This is a genomic window from Pseudomonas cremoricolorata DSM 17059 = NBRC 16634 (genome assembly GCF_000425745.1).
In the GTDB taxonomy this organism is placed as follows: domain Bacteria; phylum Pseudomonadota; class Gammaproteobacteria; order Pseudomonadales; family Pseudomonadaceae; genus Aquipseudomonas; species Aquipseudomonas cremoricolorata.
Genome location: NZ_AUEA01000008.1, coordinates 66,148 through 79,216, shown reverse-complemented (window position 1 = coordinate 79,216; position 13,069 = coordinate 66,148). Strand labels below are relative to the sequence as shown.

Annotated in this window: 10 protein-coding genes and 1 pseudogene; all 11 read right to left on the bottom strand. The window is 64.1% G+C overall.

Annotated elements, in window-relative coordinates; translation table 11 throughout:
• Positions 1 to 11: 11 nt before the first annotated feature.
• A complete protein-coding gene (locus tag H618_RS23460; protein ID WP_425414183.1) occupies positions 12 to 716 on the bottom strand; it encodes a methyl-accepting chemotaxis protein in 705 nt (234 codons plus the stop codon).
• Positions 717 to 917: 201 nt separating this feature from the next.
• Positions 918 to 1,040: pseudogene (locus tag H618_RS23455) on the bottom strand (hypothetical protein); the annotation flags it as partial.
• Positions 1,041 to 2,130: 1,090 nt separating this feature from the next.
• The gene (locus tag H618_RS0110480; protein WP_028695024.1) at positions 2,131 to 3,423 is read right to left on the bottom strand and encodes an adenylosuccinate synthase; all 1,293 of its coding nucleotides are present in this window, start codon (positions 3,421 to 3,423) and stop codon (positions 2,131 to 2,133) included.
• Positions 3,424 to 3,476: 53 nt separating this feature from the next.
• A complete protein-coding gene (locus H618_RS0110475; RefSeq protein ID WP_028695023.1) occupies positions 3,477 to 4,664 on the bottom strand; it encodes an ATP phosphoribosyltransferase regulatory subunit in 1,188 nt (395 codons plus the stop codon).
• Between the two features lie 277 nt (positions 4,665 to 4,941).
• On the bottom strand, positions 4,942 to 5,811 hold the full coding sequence (gene hflC, locus H618_RS0110470; RefSeq protein ID WP_028695022.1) for a protease modulator HflC: 870 nt from the start codon (positions 5,809 to 5,811) through the stop codon (positions 4,942 to 4,944).
• Positions 5,811 to 6,995, bottom strand: coding sequence for an FtsH protease activity modulator HflK (gene hflK, locus H618_RS0110465; RefSeq protein WP_028695021.1), 1,185 nt, complete (start codon positions 6,993 to 6,995; stop codon positions 5,811 to 5,813). Before hflK ends, hflC begins: the two co-directional genes overlap by 1 nt.
• 96 nt (positions 6,996 to 7,091) lie before the next feature.
• Positions 7,092 to 8,393 carry a ribosome rescue GTPase HflX gene (hflX, locus tag H618_RS0110460; RefSeq protein WP_028695020.1) on the bottom strand — a complete coding sequence of 434 codons (1,302 nt, stop codon included), beginning with the start codon at positions 8,391 to 8,393 and terminating at the stop codon, positions 7,092 to 7,094.
• Between the two features lie 12 nt (positions 8,394 to 8,405).
• On the bottom strand, positions 8,406 to 8,666 hold the full coding sequence (gene hfq / locus H618_RS0110455) for an RNA chaperone Hfq (protein WP_028695019.1): 261 nt from the start codon (positions 8,664 to 8,666) through the stop codon (positions 8,406 to 8,408).
• A gap of 94 nt (positions 8,667 to 8,760) precedes the next feature.
• A complete protein-coding gene (miaA, locus tag H618_RS0110450; RefSeq protein ID WP_028695018.1) occupies positions 8,761 to 9,732 on the bottom strand; it encodes a tRNA (adenosine(37)-N6)-dimethylallyltransferase MiaA in 972 nt (323 codons plus the stop codon).
• 1 nt (position 9,733) lies between these two features.
• Positions 9,734 to 11,629, bottom strand: a complete 1,896-nt coding sequence (mutL, locus tag H618_RS0110445) for a DNA mismatch repair endonuclease MutL (protein ID WP_028695017.1) — start codon at positions 11,627 to 11,629, stop codon at positions 9,734 to 9,736.
• Positions 11,626 to 13,068 (bottom strand): N-acetylmuramoyl-L-alanine amidase, encoded by a 1,443-nt coding sequence (locus H618_RS0110440; RefSeq protein WP_028695016.1) that lies wholly within the window; start codon positions 13,066 to 13,068, stop codon positions 11,626 to 11,628. Before H618_RS0110440 ends, mutL begins: the two co-directional genes overlap by 4 nt.
• Position 13,069: the final 1 nt, after the last annotated feature.

Below are 13,069 nucleotides of genomic sequence, written 5' to 3'. Positions count from 1 at the left end.
CGGGCAGGCCATCACGCCCTGAACTGCCCCAGACTCGCCCGCAACTGCGCCGCCAGGTCATCCAGCACCTTGCTGCTGGCGGTGGTCTGTATCACCACCTCGGCTGAGCGCTCGGCCTGGCTATGGATGGTTTCGACCCGCCCACGCACAGCCTGCGCGCCATTGGCCTGCTGGGCCGCAGCGCGGGTGGCAAGACCAATCGCCGCATGCACTTGCTCGACCGCCGCCTGTACCGACTGCTGGCGGCGCTCGTTGTCGCGCAGCACCAGCAGCCCTTCACTGGCCTTGCGCCCGGCCTGATCGATGGTCGCCACCGCTTCCTTGGCGCCTTGTTGCAGCGCGGTGATGTGCGCCTGGATATCGCCGGTCGAGCTCTGCGTCTTGCTCGCCAGCGCCCGCACTTCATCGGCCACCACGGCAAAGCCGCGGCCAGTCTCGCCGGCGCGCGCCGCCTCGATGGCGGCGTTCAAAGCCAGCAGGTTGGTCTGCTCGGCGATGCCATGGATCACCGTCAGCACCACCTCGATCTGCTCGCTCTGCTTGGCCAGGCGCTCGATCACCTGCGAGCCGGTATCGACCTGCCCGGCCAGGTTCTCGATCAGCCCGGCCAACTGGGTCGAGGCGCGGCTGTTTTCATCAGTGGCCTGACGAATATCCACCACTTGCTGCAACGCCGCCTGCATCGCCTGGCTTTCCGCCTGGGCCTCCTCGGCCATGCTCGAAAGGTCACGCAGGCTGGCCGCCACTTCATCGCGCTGCAAGGCCGCTGCGGTATCGGCACCGCTGCTGCGCTGGGCCATGGCCGCGATTTCGACACCGGTGCGCTGCGCCACCTCGCCGGCTTCACGGACGATGGGTTGCAGCTTGTCGATGAAGCGATTGACCGCCGAGGCCATGTCACCGATTTCGTCGCGGCTGTCGAGCGGTACGCGCTTGGTCAGATCGCCCTCACCCGCTGCCAGGTCATCCAGCGCGGTGATCAACAGGCGCAACTTGCTCAGCACACGGCGGCCCAGCACCACTGCCAGCACCACCAGCATGCCCAGCCCGACCACCGCCAGGGCCAGGCCGATGCGCCAGCGCAGCTCACCGCTGGCCTCACGCACCGCCTGAGCGGTGTTGGCCTGCATCGCGCTGGCACTGGCCTGGGCTTTTTCCAGGCGCTGGCGCAAGGTGTTGCCGCTGTCGGCCGCCGCCCCCACCAGGCTGTCGCCCACCAGTTGTTCGCCGCTGGCGATCAGTGCGGCGAAGCGCTGGTCGAGCGCTTGCAGTTGCTGCTCGATGCCTGCGGTCGACACGCCCAGCAACACCTTGCCGATTTCCGCGCCATTGGGGTTGATCGACGCTTCGACGAAATACACCGCCGGGTCACGGCGAGCGGCATCGATGACCTTGTCCAGGGCACGCTCGCCCTGGCCTTTTTCGATCAGCGCCTGGTTGATGGGGTTCTGCCGGTTGAGGTAGCGGGTCAGGTGCTGGCCTTGGGCATCGTCGTAGACGACGAACAACACGTTGGGGTTGCGCTGGGCGCGCCGGGCGAAGTCCGAGAGCACCGGCACGTCGCTGTCCCAGATCGCCCGCGGCGCTACCGAGGCAAGCAGCTCGGCCATGTCGTTGGCCGATTCCTTGAGCGAAGTTTCCAGGGAGGCACGCAGTTGCTGCTGTTCGCTTTGCAGGCGCTCGGACAACCCCGCGCTCAGGCGCTGGCGGGTGCTGCTGGAAAGGCTGTCGAGGCCCGCACGCACGTCCAGCCCGGCTTGCTGCAGATCAGCCGTAAGCTGGCGGCTATCTTCGCCCAGGCGCTCGCCAAGTTGATCTTCCAAAGTGCTGACCGTGCTTCGGGTCAGTGCAACGGCCACCAGCACCTGCACCAAAAGCGCGATACCCAAGGCAACGAACACAGGCCGCAACAGGCGGCTTCGTAACAGTGAAGAGATGGCAGACACGGTATGACCCTCGTGTTTTCTGGCGCCACTATTTTGATGGCATCTACAGAAACTTCTTACAGCAAGGGTTATGCCGCTACAGCAGGCGTATCGGCCAAGCTCCGGTAGCCGGTCGCTCTCGCGCCCATGAAAAACGCCGCGGTCCCCTGCGGGAGCGCGGCGTTGGCTCAGCGTGTGCGGCTGATCAGGCGAACGGGTGACGCAGCACGATGGTTTCGTTGCGGTCCGGGCCGGTGGAGATGATGTCGATCGGCGCGCCGATCAGCTCTTCGATGCGAGTGATGTAGGCACGCGCATTGGCCGGCAGGCCGTCCAGGCTCTTCACGCCCAGGGTCGACTCGCTCCAGCCTGGCAGGGTTTCGTACACCGGCTGCAGGCCGATGTAGCTGTCGGCGTCGGTCGGCGCTTCGATCACGGCGCCATCGGCGTTCTTGTAGCCCACGCAGATGTTGATGGTTTCCAGGCCATCGAGCACGTCCAGCTTGGTCAGGCAGATGCCCGAGATGCTGTTGACGTCGATGGCGCGACGCAGAATGACCGCATCGAACCAGCCGCAGCGACGGGCACGGCCGGTGGTCGAGCCGAACTCGTGGCCACGCTTGGCCAGGGTGGCGCCGGTTTCATCGAACAGTTCGGTCGGGAACGGGCCCGAGCCGACACGGGTGGTGTAGGCCTTGGTGATGCCGAGGATGTAGTCGATGTACATTGGGCCGACACCAGAGCCGGTGGAAATGCCGCCGGCTGTGGTGTTGGAGCTGGTGACGTACGGGTAGGTGCCGTGGTCGATGTCCAGCAGCGAGCCTTGCGCGCCTTCGAACATGATGTCCTTGCCAGCGCGGCGCAGCTGGTGCAGTTCGGCGGTGACGTCGAGCATCATCGGCTTGAGCTGCTCGGCGTAGGCCATGCACTCGTCCAGGGTCTGCTGGAAGTCGATGGCCGGCTCTTTGTAGTAATTGACCAGCTGGAAGTTGTGGTAGTCGAGCAACTCGCCCAGCTTGGCGGCGAAACGTTCGCGGTGGAACAGATCACCCACGCGCAGGCCGCGACGTGCGACCTTGTCTTCGTAGGCCGGGCCGATGCCACGGCCGGTGGTGCCGATCTTGGCTTCGCCACGGGCCTTTTCACGGGCCTGATCGAGTGCCACGTGGTAGGACAGGATCAGCGGCGCGGCCGGGCTGATGCGCAGGCGCTCGCGCACCGGTACGCCTTTTTCTTCGAGCTTGGTAATCTCGCGCATCAGCGCATCGGGGGCAACCACCACACCGTTGCCGATCAGGCACTGCACGCCTTCGCGCAGGATGCCGGACGGAATCAGGTGCAGCACGGTTTTCTCACCGTTGATGACCAAGGTGTGGCCGGCGTTGTGGCCGCCCTGGTAGCGCACGACGGCAGCTGCATGTTCGGTCAGCAGATCGACGATCTTGCCTTTGCCCTCATCACCCCATTGGGTGCCCAGGACGACGACATTCTTACCCATAACACTTGTCCTCATTCGCAAACTTGGTGCCGGCCTACTGCCGACGCAGAAACTCATTGGGAAAGCGGCAGTACCTGCCAGCGCCCTTCTTGCTGAATCAATTGCCGATCACAATCCGCCTCAAGGGCAGCGCTCAGCGGCTGTCCAGGCAGTGCCTGAACCACTCGCTGGCCCTCGTTGCGCAACTGGCAGACCTGCTGCCAGAGGGCCGCATCGCCGCTGTCGGGCATCCAGATGCCACCCGTCGGCAGTACGACCTCAGCTCGCCCCAGTGTCACCAGGGTCTTCAAATCCGTCGAGAAACCGGTCGCCGGACGTGCCCGGCCGAAATCGGCACCGATGTCGTCGTAACGTCCGCCTTGGGCGATCGACTGACCGACCCCCGGCACGAACACGGCGAACACCACACCGGTGTGGTAGTTGTAGCCACGCAGCTCGCCGAGGTCGAAGTACAGCGGCAGTTGCGGATAACGCGCTGCCAGCCGATCGGCGATCGCCAGCAGGTCATCAAGTGCCGCCAGCACGCTGGCCGGGGCACGGCCCAGGCGCACTCGCGCTTCATTGAGCACTTCACGGCTGCCGCACAGCTCGGTGAGCGAACGCAGCATCGCGGACAGATCAGGTGGCAGGCCGGTGGTCAGCACATGCACTTCGTCGACGGCCTTGCGCTGCAGGGCATCGAACAGCTGCTGCTCGATAGCCCCTGACAACCCGGCGGCGCGGGCCAAGCCGCGGTAGATACCGACATGGCCGAGGTCCATGTGCACATCGGCGACGTCGGTCAATTGCAGGGTCGCCAGCATCAGGCTGATGACTTCCACATCGCTGGTGGGGCTGGCATCGCCATACAGCTCGGCGCCGAGCTGGATCGGGCTGCGCGAGGTCGACAGCGCCCGCGGCTGGGCGTGCAGCACGCTACCGGCATAGCACAGGCGACTTGGGCCTTCACGGCGCAGGGTGTGAGCATCGATGCGCGCGACCTGAGGCGTGAAGTCGGCACGGAAACCCATCAGACGACCAGACAGCGGATCGACCACCTTGAAGGTGCGTTGATCGAGGTCTTGGCCGGCGCCAGTGAGCAGCGATTCCAGGTACTCGATATGTGGGGTGACGACCAGCTCGTAGCCCCAACTCTGGAACAGGTCCAACACCTGGCGCCGCGCAATCTCGATGCGCGCCGCTTCAGGTGGCAGTACTTCCTCGATGCCATCTGGCAGAAGCCAGCGGTCTACCGTTGCCATTACGCCATTTCCCCTCTGGTCCGGGCGGACTGCCCGCAGGCAGCCTTGAGTGAAGCAGGCGTTGGCGCACAATGACGGGCAGCACCGATCCCAGCGCTACCACCGTGCCAACACCCTGTGAATACGTGACGTCCTGAAAATGCAGGGTTCGGTTAGCAGCAAACGGACCTTGCAGACGCAAAAAAGCCGGGAATTTCCCGGCTGCCCGATCATACACCGCTTTTGATTCGGGATGCACCCCGCCGGGCACTTTAGGCGCCCGGCGGGATGACTCACATCACGGCTTGCTCTTGTCCAGGTAACGGAAGAACTCGTTCTTCGGATCCAGGACCAGCACGTCGCTCTTGCTCGAGAAGCTCTCGCGGTACGCCTGCAGACTGCGGTAGAAGGCGTAGAAATCCGCATCCTGACCGTAGGCCTTGGCGTAGATGGCGGCCGATTGCGCGTCGCCATCACCGCGGGTTTCCTCTGCCTCACGATACGCCTCGGCCAGCAGCACACGGCGCTGACGGTCGGCGTCGGCGCGAATACCTTCGGCCAGCTCGTTACCCTTGGCGCGGTGCTCGCGAGCCTCACGTTCACGCTCGGTGCTCATGCGGTCGAAGACACTGCGGTTGACTTCCTTGGGCAGGTCGATGGCCTTGACCCGCACATCGATGACCTCGATGCCCAGTTCCTTGTTGGCCATGCGATTGAGCGAAGCGGTGATGTCGGCCATCAGCGCGTCACGCTCACCCGATACCACTTCGTGCAGGGTGCGCTTGCCGAACTGGTCACGCAGACCGCTTTCCAAACGACGGGACAGACGCTCGTCGGCGATCTGCTTCATGCCGGAAGTGGCGGTGTAGTAGCGCTCGGCGTCCTTGACCCGCCATTTGGCGTAGGCATCGACCATCACCGCTTTCTTCTCGAGGGTCAGGAAGCGTTGAGTGGGCGCGTCGAGGGTCATCAGACGTGCGTCGAACTTGCGCACCTGGTTGACGTACGGAACCTTCACATGCAGGCCAGGCTGGACATCGGCCTGAACCACGCGACCGAATTGCAGCAGTACCGCGCGCTCGGTCTGAGCGACGATATAGAAGCAGTTCCAGCCGACCACGGCGATGACCACCGCAGCGATCAGGACGAACAGCGATTTATTGCTCATCAGCGGCTCTCCCTGGTACGCGGCGCCTGTTGTTGCGATTGCGAGTCCTGGGCCGTGCGCGCTGCGGCGTCGTTGACCGACGGCGAGGCGTTGTTCGACGAGGACGGTGCGTTGCGGCTGCCTTCGACCATCTTGTCCAGCGGCAGGTAGAGCAGGTTGTTCTGCCCATCCTTGGTCGCCACCATCACTTTGCTGGTGTTGCTGTAGACCTCTTGCATGGTCTCCAGGTACAGACGCTGACGGGTCACGTCAGGAGCCTTGCGGTACTCGGCCACCAGTTTGGTGAAGCGATCGGCCTCACCCTTGGAGCGGGCGATGACTTCGTCGCGGTAACCGTTGGCATCTTCGATGATGCGCTGCGCCTGACCACGGGCTTCCGGCACCACGCCGTTGGCGTAGGACTCGGCCTGGTTGCGCGAACGCTGCTCGTCTTCACGGGCACGGATCACGTCGTCGAAAGCTTCCTGTACCTCACGCGGGGCTGCCGCGCTCTGCACGTTCACCTGAGTCACGGTAATACCGGTGCGGTAGGTGTCGAGGAAGCGCTGCAGACGTTCGCGGATGTCCACGGCCATCTGTTCACGGCCTTCGGTCAGCACCTGGTCCATCGACGTGGAGCCGACCACGTGGCGCAGGGCGCTGTCGGTGGCATGCTGCAAGCTGATTTCCGGCTGGTCGACGTTGAGCACGAAGTCCTGCAGGTTGGTGATCTTGTACTGCACGGTCAGCGGCACTTCGACGATGTTCTCGTCTTCGGTGAGCATCTGCCCCTGCTTGGTGTAGGCACGCTCGCGCGTGACGTTTTCCATGTACTTGCGATCGATCGGCGGGAAGTAGATGTTCAGGCCCGGCCCGACCGTTTCATAGTACTTGCCGAAACGCAGCACCACGGCTTGTTCCTGCTCATCGACCACGTACACGGCGCTGTACAGCCAGATGGCCGCCAGCACGGCCAGGCCGATGCCGAGCAAGCCCAGACCGCCGCCCTTGCCGATGTTGCGGTCACCACCGCCACCGCGTTTCTTGCCACCGCCGAACATGCCGTTCAGGCTGTCCTGCAGCTTGCGGAAGGCCTCGTCGAGATCCGGTGGTCCCTTTTTGTCGCCACCACCGCCGCCGCCACCGCGACGACCGCCCCAGGGATCTTGATTGTTCGAGTTGCCACCCGGCTCATTCCAAGCCATAGCGCTCTCCATCTGATAAAGCAAAGACGCGCCCACGGCGCGCCGGCCAATGCTACAGAATGCCTGTCACCGCTGCCCGGCGACCTCGACGGGCATTTATTGCAAAGTGTGTTGTTCGATGAACACCTGAGGTTCCAGGCCTTCCCGGCTGACCAGACGATTGAGCTCGACCCGTGGCAAACGCACATCCAGCAAACTGCTGCCATGCTCGTCATGGGCCTCGCCGCGCACCGCGCCAAGCGAGAAGAACTGCGCGCGCAGGCGTGCGTACTGCTGCTCAAGGCGCAGTGTGCCAACGAACAGGTCATCTCCCAACAACTCGGCAATCGCCTGGCCCACCAGCTCCAGGCCGCGTCCGTCACGCGCCGAGACCCAGACCCGCTGCGGCTTGCCATCGGCATCGCGCTGAATCTGAGGCTCGACCTCTTCAAGCAGGTCGAGTTTGTTATAGACCTCCAGGATCGGCAAGCCTTCCGCGCCAATCTCGCCAAGCACGGCCAGCACCTGCTCGATCTGCTCCATGCGCTCGGGCTCATGGGCGTCGATCACGTGCAGCAGCAGATCGGAGTTGCTCGATTCCTCGAGCGTGGCGCGAAACGCCTCGACCAGCTTGTGTGGCAGGTGGCGGATGAAGCCCACGGTGTCGGCCAGCACGATCGGACCGAGGTCGGCCAGCTCGAGCCGGCGCAAGGTCGGGTCGAGGGTGGCGAACAGTTGGTCGGCGGCGAACACGTCGGACTGGGTCAAGGCGTTGAACAGCGTCGATTTGCCGGCGTTGGTGTAGCCCACCAGGGACACCGACGGAATATCGGCACGGCGTCGGCCACGACGCGCCTGCTCGCGCTGGCTGCGGACCTTTTCCAGGCGCGACTTGATTTGCCGCAGACGAACCCGCAGCAGACGCCGGTCGGTTTCCAGCTGGGTTTCCCCCGGGCCACGCATGCCGATCCCGCCCTTTTGCCGCTCGAGGTGGGTCCAGCCACGTACCAGGCGCGTGCTCATGTGCTCGAGCTGAGCCAGCTCGACCTGCAGTTTGCCTTCATGGGTACGCGCGCGTTGCGCGAAGATGTCGAGGATCAACCCGGTGCGGTCGAGCACCCGGCACTCGAACACACGTTCGAGGTTGCGTTCCTGACTGGGGGTGAGGGTGTGATTGAAAATCACCAGATCGACGTGTTCGGCCTTGACCAGGTCGCGCAGCTCTTCGACCTTGCCGCTGCCGATCAGGAACTTGGCCGTGGGCTGATGGCGCGAGACCGTCGTCAATTGCACGATGTCTGCACCGGCCGAGAGGGCCAACTCCTGAAACTCCTGCGGGTCTTCGCGCGCCTCAGGGTTCTGTCCTTCCAAGTGAACGAGCAGCGCCCGTTCACCACCACCGTGGCGCTCAAAGAACAATACGGACTCCTATCAGGCGTTGCCTGGTTCGCTGTCACCATGATCGGCGTCGGATGGGCTAGGCAAACGCACCGGGCGAGCAGGAACCACGGTGGAGATCGCGTGCTTGTAGACCATCTGGCTGACGGTGTTCTTCAGCAGCACGACGAACTGGTCGAAAGATTCGATCGAGCCCTGCAGCTTGATCCCGTTGACGAGGTAGATGGATACCGGGACCTTTTCTTTTCTCAAGGTGTTCAAGTAAGGGTCTTGTAGCGAATGCCCTTTTGACATATGCCGCACTCCTGTAAGGATCAATAATAGAAAATCAGAAAAAACAACGAATTCCGCCGACCTTTCGCAAGAATAGACGGCAATTGGCAGGGACTCAGCTCAATATGGAGACGCGTCCCAGGTATTTCAAGGTGCGAGACAGATTGTCGCAAGCCAGGCTGTCGAGCCACTGAACGTCGGACCAGCCGCGCAACCAGGTGAACTGCCGTTTGGCCAGTTGCCGTGTTGCGATGATGCCGCGTTCGCGCATCTGCGCCTCGTCCAGTTCGCCATCCAGGTACTCCCACACCTGCCGGTAACCCACTGCCCGTATGGACGGCAGGCCAGCATGCAGATCGGCCCTGGCTCGCAACGTTCGGACCTCGTCGACGAAGCCCTGTTCCAGCATCTGGGAAAATCGTAACGCAATTCGCTGATGCAAAATGTGACGATCTGTAGGAGCGATCGCCAAACTCGCCACAGTATAGGGCAAATGGCCCGAAGCGCCTGTGTCTGGATCGCGACTTTCAGCCAATTGACGCTGGCGATGTTCGGTCATGCTCAGGCCGCTGACCCGCTGCACCTCCAATGCGCGAATCAACCGCTGTGGGTCGTTGCGATGGATACGTGCGGCCGACACCGGGTCGACCGACTCGAGCAAGCGGTGCAGCTCACCCAGCCCCTGTTCGGCGGCGATGGCCTCGAGCTCGGCGCGCACCTGCGGATCGGCCGCCGGCATGTCGGCCAGGCCTTCGAGCAACGCTTTGTAATAGAGCATGGTGCCGCCGACCAGCAGCGGAATGTTGCCGCGCGCGGTGATCTCGGCCATGGCCTGCAGGGCGTCATGACGAAACTCGGCGGCCGAATAGCTCTGCGCGGGGTCGAGGATGTCGACCAGCCGGTGCGGATGCGCGGCCAGCACCTCCCTGGAGGGTTTGGCGGTACCGATGTCCATGCCGCGGTAGATCAGCGCCGAATCGACGCTGATCAGTTCGCAAGGCAGATGTTTGGTCAGTTCGATGGCGAGATCGGTCTTGCCCGCCGCGGTCGGGCCCATCAGGAAAATTGCCGGGGGCTTGCCACTCATGTCATCGACCGCGCAGGAAAAGTTTGTCCAGATCATCCAGGCCCATCTGCGTCCAGGTCGGACGGCCGTGGTTGCACTGGCCGCTGCGCTCGGTGTTTTCCATGTCGCGTAGCAGGGCGTTCATCTCGGGCAGCGCCAGACGCCGGTTGGCGCGTACCGCGCCGTGGCAGGCCATGGTCCCGAGCAGCTCGTTGAGGTGCGCCTGGATACGGTCGCTGGTGCCGTACTCCATCAGGTCGGCAAGCACATCCTGCACCAGGCGATTGGCTTCGGCCTGCTTGAGCAACGCCGGAATCTGCCGGATCGCCAGAGTTTCCGGCCCCAGGCGCTGCAACTCGAAGCCCAGACGCTGGAACCACTGCGCATGTTCCTCCGCGCAATCGGCCTCGCGCTGGCTCAGTGCCAGTGACTCGGGCACCAGCAACGGCTGGCCACTCAAGCCTTCACTGGCCATGGCGATCTTCAGCCGCTCGTACATGATGCGTTCGTGCGCCGCATGCATGTCCACCAGCACCAGGCCGACCGCGTTTTCCGAAAGGATGTAAATACCCTTGAGCTGCGCCAAGGCGTAGCCAAGCGGCGGAATGTCACCCTGCTGTTCGGGCAAACCAGGTGCGGCGGTATTGCCCAGCGGCGCGAAATACTCGCGATACACGGCCCGCGCCTCAGCGGCCGGCACTGGCTGCGAAGGTCGCGGCGAGTAGTTGTACTGATAGCCCGCACCGCTGCCACTGCCAGGCGCTGCCTGCGAGGGCGCGACCTGCATCGGTTCGAGCAATGACGCCGACAGGCGCATCTCGCCCTGGCCGCCGAACTCACCGGCCTGGGTGCCGCTGGGCCTGGGAGCCTCGGGGGCCGCGGCGGGCGCAGCGAGCTGATCGTCCGGGCGTACATCGGCCAGGGCGCGGTGCAAGGTGCTGTAGAGAAAGTCGTGGACCATGCGCCCCTCGCGGAAGCGCACCTCGTGCTTGGTCGGGTGAACGTTGACATCCACCCCGCTCGGTTCCAGTTCGAGGAACAGCACGAAGGTCGGGTGACGGCCGTTGAACAGCACATCACGGTAGGCCTGGCGCACGGCGTGGGCGACCAGCTTGTCGCGCACCGCACGGCCATTGACGAAAAAGTACTGCAGGTCGGCCTGGCTGCGCGAAAACGTCGGCAAACCGACCCAGCCCCACAGGCGCAAACCGTTGCGCTCGACATCCACCGGCAGCGCCTGTTCGAGAAAACCCGGGCCGCAGATGCTGCCGACGCGACGCGCCCGGCTGACGTCATCGGGCGCTTCATGCAGGCTGAGCACGCTCTTGCCGTTGTGGCGCACATGAAAGCCGACATCGAATCGCGCCAGGGCCAGGCGTCGGATGACTTCCTGCAGGTGGTCGAACTCGGTCTTCTCGGTTTTGAGGAACTTGCGCCGCGCAGGGGTATTGAAGAACAGGTCACGCACCTCCACCGAGGTGCCGACCGGATGCGCGGCAGGCTGTACCCGCGGCGCCATGTCACGACCTTCGGTTTCGACCTGCCAGGCTTCGCCGGCCTCGACGGTGCGCGAGGTGAGGGTCAGCCGCGACACCGAGCTGATCGAGGCCAGGGCCTCGCCACGAAAACCGAGGCTGAGTACGCCTTCGAGGTCTTCCAGCTCACGGATCTTGCTGGTGGCGTGACGGGCCAGGGCCAGTGGCAGGTCGTCGGCAGAGATGCCGACACCGTCGTCGCGCACCCGCAGCAGCTTGACGCCGCCCTGCTCGACATCGATATCGATGCGCCGGGCACCGGAGTCGAGGCTGTTTTCCAACAGTTCCTTGGCCACCGACGCCGGCCGTTCGACCACCTCGCCGGCAGCGATCTGGTTGGCGAGCCGCGGGCTGAGCAGCTCGATGCGTGACCCGCCACTCATTGTTGCGCAGCCAGCGTGGTCGCCGGAATGTTCAGGTGCTGGCCGACCTTGAGCTCATCGCTTTTCAGGCCGTTGGTGCTGCGCAGGCTGACCACACTCACCTGATAACGCACGGCGATCATCGCCAGGGTTTCACCCGGTCGCACAGTGTGATCCCGCGGCCCCTGGGCGATCTTGCCGCTGTCGCGCAGCCAGGCGATGTAAGTGCCAGGCGGCGGGTTCTGCTGGAAGAACTGCCGAACGCCGGTATGAATCGAGCGCGCGAGCGCCTGCTGGTGACTGCGGGTGGCGAGCTTGGCCGCCTCGTTGGCGTTGGAGATGAAGCCGGTCTCGACCAGGATCGAGGGAATGTCCGGCGACTTCAGCACCATGAAACCGGCCTGCTCCACACGCTGTTTGTGCAACGAGGTGATGCGGCCCATGTTGCCCAGCACCTTCTGCCCGACATTGAGGCTGGAGCTGAGCGTGGCGGTCATCGACAGGTCGAGCAGCACGCCTGCGAGCATGCGGTCCTTGTCGTCGAGGCTGACGTTGCCTGCACCGCCGATCAGGTCGGAGCGGTTTTCCGTGTCGGCCAGCCAGCGCGCGGTTTCCGAGGTGGCGCCGCGATCGGACAAGGCGAACACCGAGGCCCCGAAAGCGGCCTTGGACGGCGCGGCGTCAGCGTGGATCGAAACGAACAGATCGGCGCCTTTCTTGCGGGCGATCTCGGTGCGCTTGCGCAGTGGAATGAAATAGTCGCCGGTACGCGTCAGCTCGGCGCGAAAGCCCTTCTCGGTGTTGATCTGGCGCTGCAGTTCCTTGGCGATCTGCAGCACGATGTCTTTTTCATGCTGGCCGCGTCCACCGGAAGCACCCGGGTCTTCGCCGCCGTGTCCGGCGTCGATGGCGACGACGATGTCGCGCTTGCCACTGGGCACCGGCGGCAGCTTGATCTGCGGCTGGCTCGGCGTGACCGGCACCGCGGGCGTGGTCACCGGTGGCACGACAGGCGGGGTTGGCGCGACCGTCGGCGTCGGCGTGCTGGCCGCCACGGCATCGGCTTCCTGGTCGTACAGATCGACCACCAGGCGGTTACCGTACTGGGCGTTGGGCGCGAGGGTAAAGCTCTTGGGCGTGACCGATTTCTTCAGATCGATGACCACCCGCAGATCGGTGGGCGTGCGCTGGGCAGAGCGCACGCTGGTAATCGGAGTATTGGAGGTCGAGGCGTTCAGCGAGCCACCCAGGGTTGCGCCGTTGATGTCGATCACCAGACGATCAGGCGCGCTCAAGGTGAACACGCTGTGCTGAACAGGGCCGGAAAGGTCGAAGACCAGGCGTGTGTTGTCTGGCGCGCGCCACAGGCGCATGCTCTTGACCTGCGTGACAGCCCACGCTTGCAGGGTCACCGCGCTGAGCAGCAGCCCGACAACGGCGACCAGTGCGCGTCTGCGCATA

Bases quoted from the DNA above. Each gene is read 5' to 3' on its own strand.
- hfq (WP_028695019.1), bottom strand. From the start codon at position 8,666: ATGTCAAAAGGGCATTCGCTACAAGACCCTTACTTGAACACCTTGAGA.
- miaA (WP_028695018.1), bottom strand. From the start codon at position 9,732: ATGAGTGGCAAGCCCCCGGCAATTTTCCTGATGGGCCCGACCGCGGCG.
- mutL (WP_028695017.1), bottom strand. From the start codon at position 11,629: ATGAGTGGCGGGTCACGCATCGAGCTGCTCAGCCCGCGGCTCGCCAAC.
- H618_RS0110440 (WP_028695016.1), bottom strand. From the start codon at position 13,068: ATGCGCAGACGCGCACTGGTCGCCGTTGTCGGGCTGCTGCTCAGCGCG.
- H618_RS0110475 (WP_028695023.1), bottom strand. From the start codon at position 4,664: ATGGCAACGGTAGACCGCTGGCTTCTGCCAGATGGCATCGAGGAAGTA.
- hflC (WP_028695022.1), bottom strand. From the start codon at position 5,811: ATGAGCAATAAATCGCTGTTCGTCCTGATCGCTGCGGTGGTCATCGCC.
- hflK (WP_028695021.1), bottom strand. From the start codon at position 6,995: ATGGCTTGGAATGAGCCGGGTGGCAACTCGAACAATCAAGATCCCTGG.
- H618_RS23460 (WP_425414183.1), bottom strand. From the start codon at position 716: ATGGCCGAGGAGGCCCAGGCGGAAAGCCAGGCGATGCAGGCGGCGTTG.
- H618_RS0110480 (WP_028695024.1), bottom strand. From the start codon at position 3,423: ATGGGTAAGAATGTCGTCGTCCTGGGCACCCAATGGGGTGATGAGGGC.